The following is a 15,829-nucleotide window of genomic DNA, read 5'->3' as shown; positions in this document are numbered from 1 at the left end:
AGGAATTTACGAATGTTTGATAACGACGCAGCTCATCTTCCGATAAGCACGGGCTCTGCGCTGGTCATTTACGGATGGACAGCGCAAGAAATCATTCTCTTTATGTGGGGGGCTTATGTGTTCATGCTGATTGTCGCGAAGCTTCCCGAGTTCACGCGCTCGTCAGTTCAGATTTTCACGTTTCTGGGTAAACGCTGGGAACGACTCAAGGAGTGGAAACGTGGATCTAAAAACTAAGGTAGGTACTGGGGTAACTGCAGCGGCCATTGGTCTGGTCGCTGCCTGGGAAGGCCGTTCACTGGTTGCCTATGTGGACCCGGTGGGCATCCCGACTATCTGCGACGGCTTTACCCATGGCGTGAAGCTGGGCGATGTGGCCACCCCTGAGCGATGCGATGCTTTGACTGAGCAGGAGGTGCGCAAGGCCTTGGCTGTTGTGGATCGTTCTGTACCGCAGCCATTGCCCGATAGCGTGCGTGTGTCGCTGGCCAGCTTTGTCTACAACGTGGGCCCTGGATCTTATGGCGGATCTACGCTAGTGCGCAAGCTGCAGGCTGGTGATTTGTCCGGGGCCTGCAACCAACTCCCGCGTTGGGTGTATGCCGGTGGCAAGAAACTGCGCGGGTTGGAATTGCGGCGTGAAGCGGAGAGGAAGATATGTCTATCCGATCTGCAGTAACAGGGGCTGCTGCACTCGCAGTCCTTTTTACTGGGCTGCAGCTCTATAGCTCAGCCCAGTACAAGAAGGGCTACAGCCAGGCGCAGGCCGAATACATGGTCGCTGTCGCCCATGCAGAGAGTAGAGCGCGGCAGATCGAACATAAATTAACCGAAGAAATGGAGGCTCGAGACCGTGAGACTCAAGAACAGTTGGAGCAAGTTGCTATTGCTGAGCGCCGCACTGCTGATGAGCGCGTGCGCAAGTCCGCCGAAAAATACGCCGACCGCTATCGTCGGGACACCGCGCTTGCCAGCGCTGCCGCAGAGCGCCAGGCAGCAGATACCGCCATCAGAATGTTTGCCGAGCTGCTTGGAGGGCTTGATGGAATGGCGGAAGTCTACGCAGCGGAGGCTGACCGACGCCGAGTAGCTGGATTAGCTTGTGAGATAGCATATAAAAATATAGGCGTACGATAGCAATTGCAAAACATCATGCAGCCATTAATTTCTCACTCCACCAATTTTTGCCAAGCCATAATGATTTTACAAGTTTGCTTTTCAGCTAGCGACCGAGGACGCTATTGATGCCAAACCGGCAAGCAAGCTGAGAACATCTGCATGAGCCCCAACAGCACTAATGAGTTTCATGTATTTTTCAGAAAAAGTTGGCTTCCCAAAGTTATTTTTCAAATCGTCAGTTTGTCGGAGCAGTTCCTCTTTTGTATCAGAAGGCACAGCAAGTTGCGTGATAGCTTGATCTATTTTAACAAATTGCTCTATTGCCTCGGGATAGATAACAACAGCATTTATATCTGTATCCCACGAATTGATCACTGTTGCAGCAGGAGAGTCTCCAAACACTCGAATAGAAGCTCGGGTGCCTAAACTGTTCTCTATATGAAGCACAGCCGGACGCTGGTGGCTAGGTGGTTTTTTTTGATCAGACACTTTTAAGTTCTCGCTAGCTGAGTGTGTATTGGTGATTAAGTTAATGACTAGACATGATTCTATGCCAAGTTAAGCCATCAATATGCGTTCAACCAGACGTAGTGTCACAGTAACCAGCTTATATCTACTAAGTTCATGCCACTCAAATGCGTTACAGGCTGTGGACACAAAAAAAACCCGCTCTAGGCGGGTTGTAACTTTTATGTAACTCTATACTTTCGTTCCGGGTTCTGTATCGCGCCCCCGCAACCAAATTTAAAAAACCGTCGCTTATGCGGCGGTTTTTTTGTCCTTATTTTCCGGCAATCATCTGCTGCCTATCACCTGACAAGCGTATGGCTTGTCGTATGGCCTGCCCCCTGGCCGTCCCCAAAGCCTTGACGAACCAGCACGTTCAGCGACCACTACGGCGCTACCGCCGTCTTGCGCTGCGCAAACCACTGCAAACCGGACCGCACATGATCGCGCAGCCAGGCATACACAGCCGGGGTCTGCCCCGTCTCGAACTTCGCGTGCAGTCTCAGACCAGAAAGCATTTGCCGCACCCCGTCAACAGACACTCCTGGCTCCAGATGCACCATGGACCACGGCGGGTCCATCTTGACATCCAAGGACAATCGCCCTTGCGGAGCGGGCAACTGCCCAATAAATGCCAGCAAGGCATGGCGGCTGTCCCGATCAGCCACTGAGTCAGGCATAAGTCGCACGGCGGTGCGTGCCGCCAGCAAAGCCTTATCAATAGAGGGGCGCGGGTCCTCATCCATGCTCATGCTCATCACCACAACTGGCATGACCATGGATTGAATCAGATTCTGATTGTCCAGATACAGCCTCAGGCTTTTCAGTTGCGCCTGCTCAAGCTCGCTCTGGCTCAAGGCGCGTCCCGCTGCGGACTCAATGCCAAACTGCGCCTGAACCCGAAATTCTCGCAGGGACTGGCTGCGCAACCGAAGCTGCTCCAGATACAGATGGGCCGAGGCTGGGTCCCATTGGTATTTAAGCGAAAAATCCATCGGCTTGGCTTGCAGGCGCATAATGTAGTCCTGCCCCGGCAGCCGCCCCGTCAAAACATAAATACCGCTGATCGCCATTTCTATGGCTTGAGGCATATCTTGCTGCCCCGAAAAATCGGCCAATCCCTTATCTTGCAAAACCAGCTCATCAAAGGCCAGCAGCATCGACGAATACCCTGTTGACCATTGGGCATTGTGAACACGACAAGCTCCCTGCTCATCTTGCATCTGCAGCTCGGCACCCGACTGCGGCTCCAAAGCCACGTAATGACGCAGATACTCACAGGCCGGGCCTGCTTGAGCTGAGGTCGCCAGCATGATCGCAAGGCCCAACGCACCGGCAATTTTCTTCATGAATGTCTCTAATTGAACCCGTTTGGGCACCGATGCCAAACAAGCCTTCCCTTTGCATAAAACGCTGGCTAGTATACAAAGCCCTCAGGACGTATGCCCTGCTCTGTTTCACAATAGGCTCACCACCGCCCCGATTGCCATGGACAGCACAGAATCACTCCAATTTTCCCTTTGCACGCAACTGAACCAGCTCGATGCGGCAGGCTGGGACACCTTGTCGGGCCATCATCTGCTGGTCAGCCATGCTTTTTTAACGAGTTTGCATGAAAGCGGTTGCGTCACCCCTCAGACAGGCTGGTCGCCGCATTACCTCTTGATGCATCGTGGTGCGACTCTGTGCGGCGCCGTGCCGCTGTATCTGAAGCATCACTCCCGGGGGAATACGTGTTTGATCAGGGCTGGGCTCAGGCCTATCAACGTCATGGTCTGGACTACTACCCCAAGCTCTTGTGTTCGGTTCCGTTTACGCCTGTCAGCGGCCCACGTCTGCTGGCCGGTACACCAGAAGATCGCGTCTTGCTGGCACGGCAGCTCATTGAACTGACGCGCAGCAATCAACTGTCCTCTGTCCATGTGCTGTTCCCTCACGCAGACGACCGGTGGGCTCTGGAACAAGCGGGCTTCATGATGCGCCAGGATGTGCAGTTTCACTGGCAGAACCGCGATTACGCCAGCTACGAGGACTTTCTGGCCTCGCTAACCCAACAGAAACGCAAGAAAATGCGGCAGGACAGCCGCAAGGTTTACGAGCAAGGTCTATCGTTTGAGCACAAACAGGGCCTGGATATCAGCGAGCGGGATCTGGATTTTTTTTACCGCTGCTACGCCAATACCTACCAGGAGCGTGGCCAGCATCCCTATCTGAACCGAGACTTCTTTGCCCGCCTGCGCGACCAGATCCCCGAGTCCCTGGTACTGATTCTGGCACGCCAACAGGGAGCATATATTGCCTGCGCCCTGTCGCTACGCGACAAGGACACCCTGTACGGACGTTATTGGGGCTGTACTGCCTACGTACCCGGCCTGCATTTTGAGACCTGCTATACCCAGGCGATTCAGTTTTGCATTGCGCAGCAACTGCGCTTTTTTGAAGGCGGCGCACAAGGGGAACACAAACTCTCGCGCGGCCTGTTGCCCACACCGACCTGCTCCGCTCACTGGATCGCAGACCCTCGCTTTGCTCAAGCAATTGATGCGTTTTTGCACGAAGAAGCGGGCCATGTGGCCCGCTATGAGGAAGTGCTCAGCCAACACACCCCGTTTAAAACACGGGTGGACTGAACAATCAGTCTTTCTTGTCTTTGCCCGGTGGCGCAAAAGGAAAGACCGAAAACATTTGCCGGGTCTGATCTTGCATCTGGTCCTGCATTTGAACAAACAGATTCTTGCTTTGATCAATATAGCTGTTCATGACAGTTTGCATGATCGGGGCCTGCACACTCATGAACTGCGCCCAAGCCTCGGGGCCAAACTGGCCACCATACATCCCCTTGGACTGCTCGGTCATGCGTTCCTGAATCTCCATGAATGCCTGAATATTCTTTTCCAGATACGAGCCCATCACCCCTTGCATGGCATTGCCATAAAAGCGGATGATCTGCATCAGCACTGGAGTGGAGAACATGGGGATACCCCCGCTTTCCTCCTCAAGAATGATCTGCAGCAAAATGCTGCGCGTCAGGTCCTCGCCGCTTTTGGCATCGACGACCGCGAACTCCTCCCCGGACAGCACCAGCTGCTTGACATCAACCATGGTGATGTAAGCGCTGGCCTGTGTGTCGTACAAGCGACGATTGGGGTATTTCTTGATGAGTCGAGGAGATCCCATGCTGGTGCTTACTTCCTAATCAATAAAACAAAACATGCACTGTGTACGTCTGCAAGCCTTAGCTCATGTGCAGACCGCCATTCAGGGAGAAATCCGCGCCAGTGGCAAAACCCGAATCACCCGACGCCAGCCAGGCAACCATGGACCCGATTTCATCGGGGGTGCCCAAGCGGCCCACCGGAATGGTAGCGACGATTTTCTCCAGAACGTCAGGACGAATCGCCCGGACCATGTCGGTGCCAATATATCCGGGGGAAATAGTATTGACTGTCACCCCTTTATTGGCAACTTCTTGAGCCAAGGCCATCGTAAAGCCATGAATACCGGCTTTGGCTGTCGAGTAGTTGGTCTGGCCAAACTGACCTTTTTGCCCATTGACCGAACTGATATTGATGATACGCCCCCATTGACGCTCCACCATGCCATCGATCACTTGCTTGGTCACGTTGAACAGGCTGTTCAAATTGGTGTCGATCACGGCACGCCAGTCTTCCTGACTCATTTTACGAAAGGTGCCATCGCGCGTGATCCCTGCATTGTTGACCAGCACATCCACACGGCCAAACTCGGCAAACACTTTCTTGAACGTCTCGACAGTGGAGTCCCAGTCTGCTACGTTGCCCACCGACGCATGAAAGGCGTAACCCAATTCGGCCTGTTCGCCCAACCATTTCTGAAAATCACGATTGGGGCCGCAGCCTGCAATCACGGTGAAACCGTCCTTGGCCAGGCGCTGGCAAATGACTGTCCCTATCCCTCCCATACCACCAGTTACGTAAGCTACTTTGCTGCTCATAGACATCTCCAGAAAGGGGTGACAAAGCTCATATCCCTGCGCCAGTCCGGGCAATGAGAAAGCCTGACATCGGGATGAAGGAAGCAGGCCAGCGGCCCTGCTCCCAAAATCTGAAAAACGGAAAAATTAACTGGCACGCACTTTTACATAACTGCCAGGCGCCTCTTCCAGAACGGGATAGCGCGCATTGCCCAAGCGCCGTTTGGCGCGACGCCGCGATCCCGACAAGGGCGCAAGCCAGGCAATCCAATCCGTCCACCAACTGCCGGGAACAGACTGGGCCCGCTCCAGGTACTGCTGAGCCTGCAGGCTGGCAAGGGGCTCATCTTCCTGCAGCACCCAGTAGTTACGGCGCTGCTTGGCAGGGGGATTAATGACGCCAGCGATGTGGCCCGATGCTCCCAGCACAAAACGAGCTTGGGCAGCAGGCAACGCCCGCAAAGAAGCATAGGCCGATTGCCACGGCACAATATGGTCTTCTTTGGAACCGTACACATAAACCGGCAAAGCCAGGCTGCTCAGGTCAGCACGATACTGACCGACCGGCACTCCCCCATCCTGAATCAGACGGTTTTCCAAGTAGGTGTTACGCAGATACCAGGTAAAAAAAGGACCGGGCAGATGCGTGCCATCAGAGTTCCAATACAGCAAATCAAACGCAGGCGGCTTCTTGCCCTGCAAATAATTACTACTCACATAATTCCAAACCAGTTCGGCGGGACGCAAAAACGAAAAGGTACTGGCCAGTTCACGGGCATTGAGCAGTCCCCCCTGCCCCAACTGCCACTCCCGAAAGGCAACCTGCGCCTCGTCGATAAAGACGTTGAGCATGCCGACATCGCTAAAGTCCAGCATGGTGGTCAGCAGGGTCATGGACGCGGCTGGCTCCTGCCCTTTGGCACGCGCCAGCGCCAACGCGCTGGCCAGCAAGGTGCCTCCGATGCAAAAACCCAGTGTATTGATCTTGTCCTGCCCCGATAGCTCCTGACTGACACGAACCGCCTCGAGCACGCCTTGCTCCAGATAATCCTGCCAGCTCAGGGCATGAATATGGGGCTCATCGGTAGGCTGAGGATTTCGCCAGGACATCAGATATACGGTCAAGCCCTGATCCAGGGCGTGACGCACAAAGGAATTCTCAGGCTGCAAATCCAGAATATAGAATTTGTTGATGCACGGTGGCACGATCAGCAACGGCACGGCATGCACCATCGCGGTGGTGGGCGCGTACTGGATCAACTGAAAGATATCGTTCTGAAACACCACAGCACCAGGCGTGGTGCCCACGTTAACCCCAAGCTGAAACTGGCTTTCATCCGTTTGCGTCAAACGTCCTTTTTGCCAGTCCTCCATAAAATTGGACATGCCCTCCAGGACCGACTGGCCGCCAGTATCCATCATGGTCTGCAGGGCCTGGGGATTGAGCATCAGGTAGTTGCTGGGCGACATGGCCTCGGCCCACTGCATGGTGGAAAAGCTCAGACGCTCGTGCTGGGCCTCATCCAGCTCCATCAGACCGAGCATATCGTTCATGGCCTGAACACTCAGTTGCCAGACATGGGCATTGAACAGGGCGGTAGGATTGTTCTGCCAAGCGGCATCGGCAAACCGTCTGTCTTTCGCCGGGGGCAAGTCGCCACGCTGGGCCTGTTCCCACAAATTCTGCCACTGCTGCAGGTAATGGGCTTGCAATTCAGCACAGCGGGCGGCATCGATCGGTTTGCCAAAACCTTGAAAAGCACGGTTGTTACTCGACATCTGCCACCTGTAAACGAATTGCAAATACGCTTAGAGCATGACGTTCGTCGCAAACCCAGTCAATTGGGGTAATTAATTAGGCTGACACACCATCAACTGAAACCAAAGCCTGCTTTTCATAGTGCGTAGGAACAAAAAACGGCTAGCGATGGGCCAGACGCGCAATGGTGACTTGTCGGCCCGTTTGCGGCGAACGGCGATAGGAGTAAAACCGCGCATCATCCTCGAACGTGCACAAGCCACTTAGATGCACCTTCATGGCGCCCGGACTCAATTGTTCCAAGCGATGGCGCGCAATGGCGGGCAAATCTGCCTGCCATTTGCCGGGATGCTTTCCCGCATTAAAAAAAGTAGCCAATTCAGGTTCCGCCCGGACATAGACATCAAACACCTCCTGCCCCACCTCAAAGTGCTTCTGGCTGATGGCCGGCCCAATCCAGGCCTGCCAGGAACCCGCTTGCGGGCAGCGCCTTACCATCGCCTGCCAGGTTCGCTCCAGCACCCCGGCCTGCAAGCCACGCCAACCGGCATGAGCAACCCCCACGACCCGGGCTTGCTCGTCCCAGATCACGACGGGCAGGCAGTCGGCCGTCAAGATAGCCAGCGTGCGGTCGCTACGGGTAGTGACGGCGGCGTCAAACTGCCGAGGCTCGGCGGGTAAAAGATCCTGATCGGCATCCAGCACATCCGTGCCATGAACTTGCGCCAGCCAGATCGGCTCTACGCCCAAAAAGTCCACCATACGCTGACGATTGGCCTGCACCCGCTGCGGATCATCACCCGTATTCAGCCCCAGGTTCAGGCTTTCCCGCTCGCCCTGGCTGACACCACCGGCACGAGTCGTACAGAAATAAAGCAGTCCCGCTTGTTCGGGGCCGCCAACCGTAGGAATCAGCTGTGCGTGTGCCATTCAATCGTCTCTGCAACAGATTGATAATCAGCCGGTGGCTCGGCCGAAAAGCGACGACGCTCGCCGGTATCGGGGTCCTCAAACTCCAGCACATGAGCGTGCAACATTTGACGCTGCGCGCCCGCCACGGCCCGACCGCCATAAAGCGTATCGGCCAGCAAGGGGTGCTTGATCGAACTCAGGTGGACCCGGATCTGATGGGTACGCCCTGTCTCCAAGCGACACGCCACCTCGGTCACCGCCTCGTCACCGGCATAGCCCTGACGCAGCATCTGATAATGCGTTACTGCCGGCTTGGGAGCGACAGAGGGCCCGATACTCATGCGTACGGGAACGCGCAAGTCACGCCCGATGGGCTCCTCGACCGAACCTTGACCCGGCAATACGCCATGAACCAGGGCCAGATACTGGCGTCCCATGCTACGCTCTTGCAATTGTCGGACAAAGTGGGTTTGAGCAACTTCCGTGCGAGCGACAACCAGCAAGCCGGACGTATCTTTGTCCAGCCGGTGTACGACACCGGCACGGGGCACCTGACGCAAAGCGGGAAAGCGAAACAGCAGACCATTGAGCAAGGTGCCGCGCCAGTTACCCGCGCCCGGGTGCGTGACCAGACCTACCGGCTTGTTAACCACCAGCCAGGAATCGCTTTGAGCCACAATTTCAAAGTCCACGTCATCGGGCTCGAACGCCATGTCTTCGGGTGCCTGTTGCTCCCAGACCTGAACAATGTCACCGGGATAAACCGTATGCTTGACCTTGACCACCTGGCCGTTGACAAGCACATGCCCGCTCTCGACCCAGGACTGCAGACGGCTGCGCGAATGCTGCGGCAGCAAACGCGCTAAAGTCTTGTCCAGACGATCGGGAGACGCGGAGATGGGAAGGATAAAACGCAGTGCGTCGGAAGAAACAACACTATCTTTTTCAGTATCTGTGTCAGGCATGGCGACAAATCATATAATTGAGCAGCAATGCTAACACCAAGGACGCTTTTGTGACTCGCATGAACCTGAACTTGCCACGTATTCGTGGTACCAAGCTGGCCCACGTAGCCGCATTAATGCTGGCTGCCACATTGCTTGCTGGCTGCGGCACTACCAAAAAAGAAGTTGACCCTACCTCGGGCTGGACCGCCGAGCGCTTGTATAAAGACGCCCGTGAAGAGATGGCGGCCGGCAACTGGAAAGACGCGCGTACCCGCCTGGAAGCCGTCGAGTCCCGCTATCCCTTTGGCACCTATGCACAGCAATCGCTGATCGACCAAGCCTACATCAACTGGAAGGACGACGAGCCTGCCAAGGCCCTGGCGGCAATTGACCGCTTTCAGAAGCAATACCCCAGCCACCCTGGCACCGATTACATGTTGTACCTGAAAGGGCTGATTTCTTTTACGCCTCCCAGTGCGGCCCTGTCCAATATCACCCAGCAGGACCCCAGCGAGCGTGACCCCAAAGGTCTGCGTGAGTCCTACGAAGCCTTTAACGATCTGCTGCAACGCTACCCTAACAGCCGTTACGCGCCCGATGCAGCCAAGCGGCTGACCTGGCTGGTCAGCACCATCGCACAGAACGAAGTACACGTGGCCGAGTACTACTACAAGCGTGGGGCGTACGTGGCGGCCGTAAACCGTGCGCAGACCGTCATTACCGACTTCAAAGGCGTGCCCATTGCTGAACGTGCGCTGTACTTGATGTACCTGTCCTACGACAAGTTGGGTCAGACCGAACTGCGCGACACCACCAAGCGGGTGATGGACGAAAACTTCCCTGACTCGAAGTACTTCAAGGAAGGGCTGGATTCCAAGGTGAATTACTGGAACCCGATCAACTGGTTCTAAGCCTTGAAGCAAAGCAGCGCACAATACGCGCTGCCTTTGTGAGGCGACAATAAAACGTCTCGCAGAACGCAACCCAAAAAAGGGCCAAATCCCATCCAGGATTCGGCCCTTTTAGTTTTTTTCTACCTTCAAACTGATGTTCCCTGCCAGCTTGTGTTGTCCTAATCATCCGAGCAAGGACTATCAATAAGACTATCCATCAGATAGCTCCGTGCCCTGGCGGCCATCCGAGTCCGCCCATCCCCCCACTGGCTCCAGAGCATCCTAAGTATCACCGCTCTTTCCTGGCATTGTCCTTTTGCACGCTATACATGCGCTCGGCAAAAGCCTCGGCCTTGGCCGGGTCTAAGGCTTGGCCTCCGAGGATTTTCATGGTGTCGTTCAAATACACCATCCGGTCCTCCAGATCCTCCTGCAGACCAATCAGGTAATAGCCTATCTGGCAAAAATACGTGGTCCGGGCTCGGGTCTGGGCTTCGATCTCTTCCACACCCATGCGCTGGAAGAAATTGGCCAAGGCGTTCATGCAGGCCTTGTCCGCCCGCGCGACGGCTTGCCGCACCCGCTCGGAGCGCCTTGCCCAATCCCGCATGGCCATATCCAGACCCGGCTCAAAACGGGACACGTCCAGCCAGGTGGAGAACAGGGACAACATGCCATCTTGCAAATTGTCCACGTTCTCCAGCGCCAGCATGGTGGAACGCATGTTCTTTTGCTCCCAAAAACCAACCAGCCCGTCCAGCAGGTCGTCCCTGTCCTTGAAATGCCAGTAAAAACTGCCTCGCGTGACGGCCATAAGCTGCGCCAGCCGGGTGATACGCACGGCCTCCACCCCTTCCTGCATGAACAGGCGGATAGCGGCTTCCAGCCAGTCCGCCCGTGTCAGATGCACGTTGGGCTCGGTCAGGGCCCCGGCCTGGGCCACCCGTTCAATCAGTTCCTTATCACTCATATCGCCTGCTTGTAGAGTCGCTTTAGTCGCCAAAGTATACCGGCGCTCCTCTTATAACAGACCCAGCATTCGTGGAAACGCCAAGGAAACAGCGGGCACGAAGGTAGTGATCAATTGAACCGGAATGGCGACGAATACGATCATGGCGATGGCCGGGCCAAAAGAGCGATGGACTGTCACCTTACTGATGCGACAGGACATGTACAGCACCGGCGCCATGGGCGGGCTGTTGGAACCCACAATCACAGCACACGCCACGATGGCGGCAAACTGAATCGGATTGACGTCCGCCACGCCTACCAAAGGCAGAAGCAAGGGAGCGACGACAACGGTCAGCGACACGTCGTCGATAATCATCCCCACCAGAATCAAAAACACATTGACCATCAACAAAATGCCGATGGGACTATCGACCAGTCCTGTCACAAAAGTTGTCAGGTCCTGCGGCACGCCCTGCGCCACCAGGATACGGCCAATCAGGAAAGAGAACAGCAAGATCAGAATGACCGTGCCTGTGGTCTCGGCCGTGCGTACAAAGCTGTCGCATAACTTGCGCAAAGTCAGCTCACGATACACAAAGCAGCCAATCCCAATCACGAGCACAACCGCCACCGCCGCTGCCTCGGTTGGCGTGAATACGCCCCCGTAAATCCCCCCCAGAATCAGCACGGGGATGCATAAGGCGGGAATCGCCAAAAGCAGGCTTCCCAATGCAGAGCGACGGCCTGTATCGGAGGCTGGTGGCGTGGGCTGCTCTTTGAACCAACGTCCTGCGACCACGTAATTAAACAGGATCAAACCCACCATCAGGAGCAGCCCGGGACCAATTGTTGCCGCAAAACAGGCCACCACGGACTGCTGGGTGACAACCGCAAACAAGATCATGGTGATCGATGGTGGGATCAGAATCCCCAGCAAAGAAGAAATTCCCAGCAAGGCCGCTGAATAGGGGCGCGGATAACCACGCTGCTCCATGGGGTCGACCAGAATCGTTCCGATCGAGGCAACCGCTGCAGAAGCCGTACCCGAAATGGCTCCGAACACCCCGGAAGCCAGGACCATGCTGGCCCCCATCCCCCCGCGGCGGTTCTTGACCAGCATTTCGGCAAAGCCAACCAGCCGGTGGGCGATCCCGCCGGCCTGCATCAAATACCCCGCCATGATAAATAAAGGCAAAGCCAGAAGAACCAAGGAGTTCAAAGAGCGAAAACCCTGCAGCATCAACGTATTCAGATTGACGTCATACACCCAGGTCAGCAGCAAAAGCGTACCGGCAAAAGACCAGGCCACCGGCACTCCCACGCCCAGCAGGAACAAAAGCAGGAGAACAGAAAAACCAGCATGCATGATTAATATTCTCCCCGTTGCAAGGCCATCCAGGACTCATAGACATCACGCAAGCCATAGGCCAGACTGCCGAGGGCATTGAGACCGATAGCTGACTGAGGAACCCAGACAGGGATAGACAGCTCGGCCATCGTGGTGGAAAAACGCGATCCCCACATGAACATGCGCAAGGTCCAATAGGCAAAGGCCACCACAATTAGCAGCACCAGCACTGTCACACAGAATCGGTGAATCGCTCGCGCACGCGGCGTTTTCAAACGATGGGACAGGTAATCCACCACCAGATGCTGACGGGACTGGCTGGCGATCAGCGCCCCTGTCATGTACAGCCAAATCGCCGCCACCATCACAATGGTATGGACACCGGTTGCTGGCCAGTGGAGGTAATAACGCGCAGCCACCACGTAGGCCAAACCTGCCGCCACTACAATGCTGGACACAATGGCCAGCCATTGAAGGGCGATCAGGGCCGGGCCTTGCTTGATCGGAAGGTCCTCACTCACAGTCATACTCCCTTGTACGCCGCTGCTTACTTCAGCGCCGAGGCATTTTTCTCGATATGCGCCATGATGCTATCGCCTACCTGCGACTTCATGGACGGCCAGACCTGCGCGCGGACATGCTCTCCCAGCGCGGCCAGTTGATCCTTGTCAAGTTCGATATAGTGTTTGCCCAAGGCTTTCCATTTCTCGACCACTGCCGCGTCGGTCTCTTGAGCCTTGGCGAACTGATCCTTCATGATGGCGATGGCCGAAGCCTGAACGACTTGCTGCTGCTCGGGCTTCAAGGCCTCCCAGGCCTCCAGGTTCATGGACAGCACACCGGTAATAAACTGCTGCTTGCTGCGCACGTAGTAATCCAGCGTGTCCCGGAAGTACTCGTAGTCGTAATAAATGACGTTGGCTGCATCGCCATCGACCACGCCGGTCTGAATCGAGGTAAACACTTCACCCCAATCAATGGCGGCCGTCTGGTAACCCATGGCCTGCACGGACTGCTGCATCAGGGCGATAGGAGGCACGCGCACCTTGATATTTTTGGCGTCCTGCACGGTCAGCGCATGTTTGCCTTTGGTGGCCACTCCATTGAACCCTTCAGGCCAGGCGCCAAAAAACTTCAAGCCATTTTCCTTATACACACCATCCAGGGTTTGATTCAGCCAGCCACCCGGTTGATAAGCGGCCAGCGCCTCCTCCCAGGTGGTGAACATATAGGGCGTATAGATCACCGCGATGCGCTTGTCGTAAGAGGTCATGGGCCAGTTCAGCATCAACTGCACATCACCAGCCACATGCTGGTCGAACACCTCCTCCTGACCACCCAACTGGTTTTGATAAAACACGCGCGGCGACAAAGCGCCTTGCGTGCCTTCTTTAATCAGAGCCGCCCATTTCTCGATGGCATCACCACTGGGTGAACCTTGCGCGCCCGAGTCCGTCGCAATGCGCATGGTTTGCGCGGACACGGTGGCCGCGCTCAGGCTGAACATCACAGTCAGCAAAGTCTTGCTCAACAGCTTCATAACTCCTCCTGGGTATCTCTTTTAAATTTATTGTTCACACTTTGAGTATCAGGCTTCCGCCCGGTTTCGCCACAGCTCCCAGCCCAAACGGGCCCGGACGCCGATATCCAGAAACGGGCGTGGCGGCAAGGCATCGGGTTGCCCCAAAGCCTGCATATCGGCAATCAAGGGATTGTCCAGACCGCAAGCCAGATCCGCGACCAACATGCCCGAGATCGTGCCCTTGGTCAGCCCCACCCCGTTCTGGCACACTGCGGAATACACATGCGGGGCCACCTGACCAAAGCCGGGCGAGCCGTTACGGGACAGACAGATGAAGCCCGTCCAGGTGTGCTCCATTTCCACGTTCTTCAGATTCGGGAAACGCTCGTCAAACAGGGTTTTGTGCTCAATGCGCACGCGGCGACGGCTCTCGTCATCGCTACGCAAACTGGGAGCGTATGTCATGTGCTGACGAATCAGAATGCGCTGGTCATTGGTGCGACGCATGGTAATGCCCACAAAGGCGTTGGCGGGCGTCAAACCCCAGCTGGGCAAACCACCCAGTTCGCGCTGTTCGCTTTCCGTCAGGCAACGGGTCAAGCTGGCATGAGCCGCCATCGGCATCAGCTTGCCGCTATAAAAACCGAACTGCTCCGCAAAGACGTTCACGGCCAGAATCATCTTGCCTGCACGAACCTTGCCACCGGGTGTTTCCAGCGTGACGCCATCGCCTTGCTGCAAGGACAGCACAGGTGTTTTTTCGTAGACGGTGACGTTGGGAGGCATATTGTCGGCCAGACCACGCGACAGACCGGCCGGGTTCAACAACACGGTGCCGGGGGTATAAATGCCTGTGCGGAAATGCTTGAATCCCAGCTTGTCGTGCAGCGCCTTGCCGTCCAGCCACTCATGCGGTTCCTTCAAGGACTCCAGCACTTGCAGCGTAGGCTTCAAGGTTGTGCGTACGCCTTCCTCGGAAACCGCGGCGTGGAACTTCCCGATGGGACTCCAGTCGCACTCGATGCCGTAACGCTCGACCTGGGTTTTCAAGTAAGCAATCGCGGTACGCGCCAGGCGTACATGCGAGCGGGCGGCATCCAGCTCGCCCATGGAACTGCCGACGTTATGAGGGCTATCAATTGCAAAGCCGGAGTTTCGACCTTGCGCGCCCTCGCCCACCTGATCCGCTTCCAGCACAACGATGCGATCGCCGGGGCGATTCTCTGCCAGGCGACGGGCTGCGGCCAAGCCGGCCAGGCCACCACCGACGACCACCCAGTCAGCGTGCACGTCGTTAGCCAAGGCGGGCTTGGGTGTGCGGGGAGCCAGCAAGCGACTCCAGCCATTGGTCTTGTCGTTCTCGGGCAGACACGTAATGTTCTGGATGCTCATGTCGCCGCCCGTGCGCTGGCCCAGTTGCTGGGGTGCAGACAGTAATGAATCAGCGCGGAGTCTGCTTCATAGATCAAGGGGGTGCCAGCAGGCAGCCAGATGCAATCGCGCGGCCCCGCCTCCAGAATGCCCTCAGGGGTGTGAATGCGCATGCTGCCCTCAATCACCGTCACGACCTCGTCATACAGCACGGTCCATTCAATACGGGCCTGATTCAAACGTGCATACCCCGCCCCCAGAGGCGTACCGTCATCCTCGCCCACAATCTCCGCCAACTGCGCCATCTCTGGCTTTTCCTGCCGAGGCTGAAAGACCAAATCGTCAAAACGCATTACTCGCGGCAACGCTTTTTCTCTTGTCATGCGGATCACCAAACACAAGTGGTTTTAGAACATACATAGTTGTATGTTGAGATGGTAATGAGTCAGATTTGGTGAGTCAATGACATGGAGTATGGGGATTACCCTGCGATCAGTTACGTTTTTTGTTTAAACCTGAATGATTATTTTCAGTAGATGAAGCGCCGT

The 15,829-nt window shown here is 55.9% G+C and carries 17 protein-coding genes and 1 pseudogene; 5 read left to right on the top strand and 13 right to left on the bottom strand.

The window, feature by feature from the left end; translation table 11 throughout:
• The first annotated feature begins 12 nt into the window (after nucleotides 1-12).
• Genes FE795_RS05035 through FE795_RS05025 form a run of 3 tightly spaced genes read left to right on the top strand, consistent with a single transcriptional unit; the run spans nucleotide 13 to nucleotide 1,137 of the window.
• Nucleotides 13-237 (top strand): hypothetical protein, encoded by a 225-nt coding sequence (locus FE795_RS05035; RefSeq protein ID WP_219235780.1) that lies wholly within the window; start codon nucleotides 13-15, stop codon nucleotides 235-237.
• Nucleotides 221-679 carry a lysozyme gene (locus FE795_RS05030; protein ID WP_219235777.1) on the top strand — a complete coding sequence of 153 codons (459 nt, stop codon included), beginning with the start codon at nucleotides 221-223 and terminating at the stop codon, nucleotides 677-679. The genes FE795_RS05035 and FE795_RS05030 overlap by 17 nt, the downstream gene beginning before the upstream one ends.
• Nucleotides 658-1,137, top strand: coding sequence for a DUF2514 family protein (locus tag FE795_RS05025; protein ID WP_219235775.1), 480 nt, complete (start codon nucleotides 658-660; stop codon nucleotides 1,135-1,137). The genes FE795_RS05030 and FE795_RS05025 overlap by 22 nt, the downstream gene beginning before the upstream one ends.
• 81 nt (nucleotides 1,138-1,218) lie before the next feature.
• Here FE795_RS05025 and FE795_RS05020 read toward each other — a convergent pair whose 3' ends face one another.
• Nucleotides 1,219-1,608, bottom strand: a complete 390-nt coding sequence (locus tag FE795_RS05020; RefSeq protein WP_219235773.1) for a hypothetical protein — start codon at nucleotides 1,606-1,608, stop codon at nucleotides 1,219-1,221.
• Nucleotides 1,609-2,012: 404 nt separating this feature from the next.
• Nucleotides 2,013-2,975 carry a hypothetical protein gene (locus tag FE795_RS05015; protein ID WP_003802472.1) on the bottom strand — a complete coding sequence of 321 codons (963 nt, stop codon included), beginning with the start codon at nucleotides 2,973-2,975 and terminating at the stop codon, nucleotides 2,013-2,015.
• 139 nt (nucleotides 2,976-3,114) lie between these two features.
• On the opposite strand from FE795_RS05015, the pseudogene FE795_RS05010 reads away from it, so the two are divergent.
• Nucleotides 3,115-4,256, top strand: a pseudogene (locus FE795_RS05010) (GNAT family N-acetyltransferase).
• A gap of 4 nt (nucleotides 4,257-4,260) precedes the next feature.
• Here FE795_RS05010 and phaR read toward each other — a convergent pair.
• From phaR to FE795_RS04985, 5 genes are all read right to left on the bottom strand, one after another.
• Complete coding sequence (gene phaR, locus FE795_RS05005) at nucleotides 4,261-4,803, bottom strand: polyhydroxyalkanoate synthesis repressor PhaR (RefSeq protein ID WP_003802475.1); 543 nt, start codon at nucleotides 4,801-4,803, stop codon at nucleotides 4,261-4,263.
• A gap of 58 nt (nucleotides 4,804-4,861) precedes the next feature.
• Complete coding sequence (phbB, locus tag FE795_RS05000) at nucleotides 4,862-5,599, bottom strand: acetoacetyl-CoA reductase (protein ID WP_003802477.1); 738 nt, start codon at nucleotides 5,597-5,599, stop codon at nucleotides 4,862-4,864.
• 126 nt (nucleotides 5,600-5,725) lie between these two features.
• Nucleotides 5,726-7,357, bottom strand: a complete 1,632-nt coding sequence (locus FE795_RS04995) for a PHA/PHB synthase family protein (protein WP_059318787.1) — start codon at nucleotides 7,355-7,357, stop codon at nucleotides 5,726-5,728.
• Nucleotides 7,358-7,499: 142 nt separating this feature from the next.
• On the bottom strand, nucleotides 7,500-8,267 hold the full coding sequence (gene pgeF, locus FE795_RS04990) for a peptidoglycan editing factor PgeF (protein ID WP_131071401.1): 768 nt from the start codon (nucleotides 8,265-8,267) through the stop codon (nucleotides 7,500-7,502).
• Nucleotides 8,249-9,214, bottom strand: coding sequence for an RluA family pseudouridine synthase (locus FE795_RS04985; protein WP_059318785.1), 966 nt, complete (start codon nucleotides 9,212-9,214; stop codon nucleotides 8,249-8,251). Before FE795_RS04985 ends, pgeF begins: the two co-directional genes overlap by 19 nt.
• Before the next feature lie 59 nt (nucleotides 9,215-9,273).
• Between FE795_RS04985 and FE795_RS04980 the strand changes: the two genes are divergently transcribed.
• On the top strand, nucleotides 9,274-10,107 hold the full coding sequence (locus tag FE795_RS04980; protein ID WP_080584985.1) for an outer membrane protein assembly factor BamD: 834 nt from the start codon (nucleotides 9,274-9,276) through the stop codon (nucleotides 10,105-10,107).
• A gap of 271 nt (nucleotides 10,108-10,378) precedes the next feature.
• Here FE795_RS04980 and FE795_RS04975 read toward each other — a convergent pair whose 3' ends face one another.
• The 6 genes from FE795_RS04975 to FE795_RS04950 are packed head-to-tail and all read right to left on the bottom strand — an operon-like array spanning nucleotide 10,379 to nucleotide 15,664.
• Nucleotides 10,379-11,059 (bottom strand): TetR/AcrR family transcriptional regulator, encoded by a 681-nt coding sequence (locus tag FE795_RS04975; RefSeq protein WP_003802488.1) that lies wholly within the window; start codon nucleotides 11,057-11,059, stop codon nucleotides 10,379-10,381.
• A gap of 51 nt (nucleotides 11,060-11,110) precedes the next feature.
• On the bottom strand, nucleotides 11,111-12,406 hold the full coding sequence (locus tag FE795_RS04970; protein WP_003802490.1) for a TRAP transporter large permease: 1,296 nt from the start codon (nucleotides 12,404-12,406) through the stop codon (nucleotides 11,111-11,113).
• 2 nt (nucleotides 12,407-12,408) lie between these two features.
• The gene (locus FE795_RS04965; protein ID WP_219235771.1) at nucleotides 12,409-12,915 is read right to left on the bottom strand and encodes a TRAP transporter small permease; all 507 of its coding nucleotides are present in this window, start codon (nucleotides 12,913-12,915) and stop codon (nucleotides 12,409-12,411) included.
• 20 nt (nucleotides 12,916-12,935) lie between these two features.
• On the bottom strand, nucleotides 12,936-13,928 hold the full coding sequence (gene dctP, locus FE795_RS04960) for a TRAP transporter substrate-binding protein DctP (protein WP_131071400.1): 993 nt from the start codon (nucleotides 13,926-13,928) through the stop codon (nucleotides 12,936-12,938).
• Nucleotides 13,929-13,976: 48 nt separating this feature from the next.
• Entirely contained in the window at nucleotides 13,977-15,302 is a 1,326-nt protein-coding gene (locus FE795_RS04955) for an NAD(P)/FAD-dependent oxidoreductase (protein WP_059318783.1), read from the bottom strand.
• Nucleotides 15,299-15,664, bottom strand: a complete 366-nt coding sequence (locus tag FE795_RS04950) for a cupin domain-containing protein (protein ID WP_230406269.1) — start codon at nucleotides 15,662-15,664, stop codon at nucleotides 15,299-15,301. The genes FE795_RS04955 and FE795_RS04950 overlap by 4 nt, the downstream gene beginning before the upstream one ends.
• Nucleotides 15,665-15,829 lie beyond the last annotated feature (165 nt).

It is taken from the genome of Alcaligenes ammonioxydans, from assembly GCF_019343455.1.
Classification (GTDB): domain Bacteria; phylum Pseudomonadota; class Gammaproteobacteria; order Burkholderiales; family Burkholderiaceae_B; genus Alcaligenes; species Alcaligenes ammonioxydans.
Note: the sequence above shows the minus strand (reverse complement) of the source record. Positions and strands in the feature narration are given on the sequence as shown.

What these genes read in the sequence shown, in the direction of transcription:
- FE795_RS05025 (WP_219235775.1), top strand. Translation starts at nt 658, where the DNA reads ATGTCTATCCGATCTGCAGTAACAGGGGCTGCTGCACTCGCAGTCCTT.
- FE795_RS04985 (WP_059318785.1), bottom strand. Translation starts at nt 9,214, where the DNA reads ATGCCTGACACAGATACTGAAAAAGATAGTGTTGTTTCTTCCGACGCA.
- FE795_RS04970 (WP_003802490.1), bottom strand. Translation starts at nt 12,406, where the DNA reads ATGCATGCTGGTTTTTCTGTTCTCCTGCTTTTGTTCCTGCTGGGCGTG.
- FE795_RS04965 (WP_219235771.1), bottom strand. Translation starts at nt 12,915, where the DNA reads ATGACTGTGAGTGAGGACCTTCCGATCAAGCAAGGCCCGGCCCTGATC.
- FE795_RS05015 (WP_003802472.1), bottom strand. Translation starts at nt 2,975, where the DNA reads ATGAAGAAAATTGCCGGTGCGTTGGGCCTTGCGATCATGCTGGCGACC.
- FE795_RS04980 (WP_080584985.1), top strand. Translation starts at nt 9,274, where the DNA reads ATGAACCTGAACTTGCCACGTATTCGTGGTACCAAGCTGGCCCACGTA.
- dctP (WP_131071400.1), bottom strand. Translation starts at nt 13,928, where the DNA reads ATGAAGCTGTTGAGCAAGACTTTGCTGACTGTGATGTTCAGCCTGAGC.
- pgeF (WP_131071401.1), bottom strand. Translation starts at nt 8,267, where the DNA reads ATGGCACACGCACAGCTGATTCCTACGGTTGGCGGCCCCGAACAAGCG.
- FE795_RS04950 (WP_230406269.1), bottom strand. Translation starts at nt 15,664, where the DNA reads ATGACAAGAGAAAAAGCGTTGCCGCGAGTAATGCGTTTTGACGATTTG.
- phbB (WP_003802477.1), bottom strand. Translation starts at nt 5,599, where the DNA reads ATGAGCAGCAAAGTAGCTTACGTAACTGGTGGTATGGGAGGGATAGGG.
- FE795_RS04955 (WP_059318783.1), bottom strand. Translation starts at nt 15,302, where the DNA reads ATGAGCATCCAGAACATTACGTGTCTGCCCGAGAACGACAAGACCAAT.
- FE795_RS04975 (WP_003802488.1), bottom strand. Translation starts at nt 11,059, where the DNA reads ATGAGTGATAAGGAACTGATTGAACGGGTGGCCCAGGCCGGGGCCCTG.
- FE795_RS04995 (WP_059318787.1), bottom strand. Translation starts at nt 7,357, where the DNA reads ATGTCGAGTAACAACCGTGCTTTTCAAGGTTTTGGCAAACCGATCGAT.
- phaR (WP_003802475.1), bottom strand. Translation starts at nt 4,803, where the DNA reads ATGGGATCTCCTCGACTCATCAAGAAATACCCCAATCGTCGCTTGTAC.
- FE795_RS05035 (WP_219235780.1), top strand. Translation starts at nt 13, where the DNA reads ATGTTTGATAACGACGCAGCTCATCTTCCGATAAGCACGGGCTCTGCG.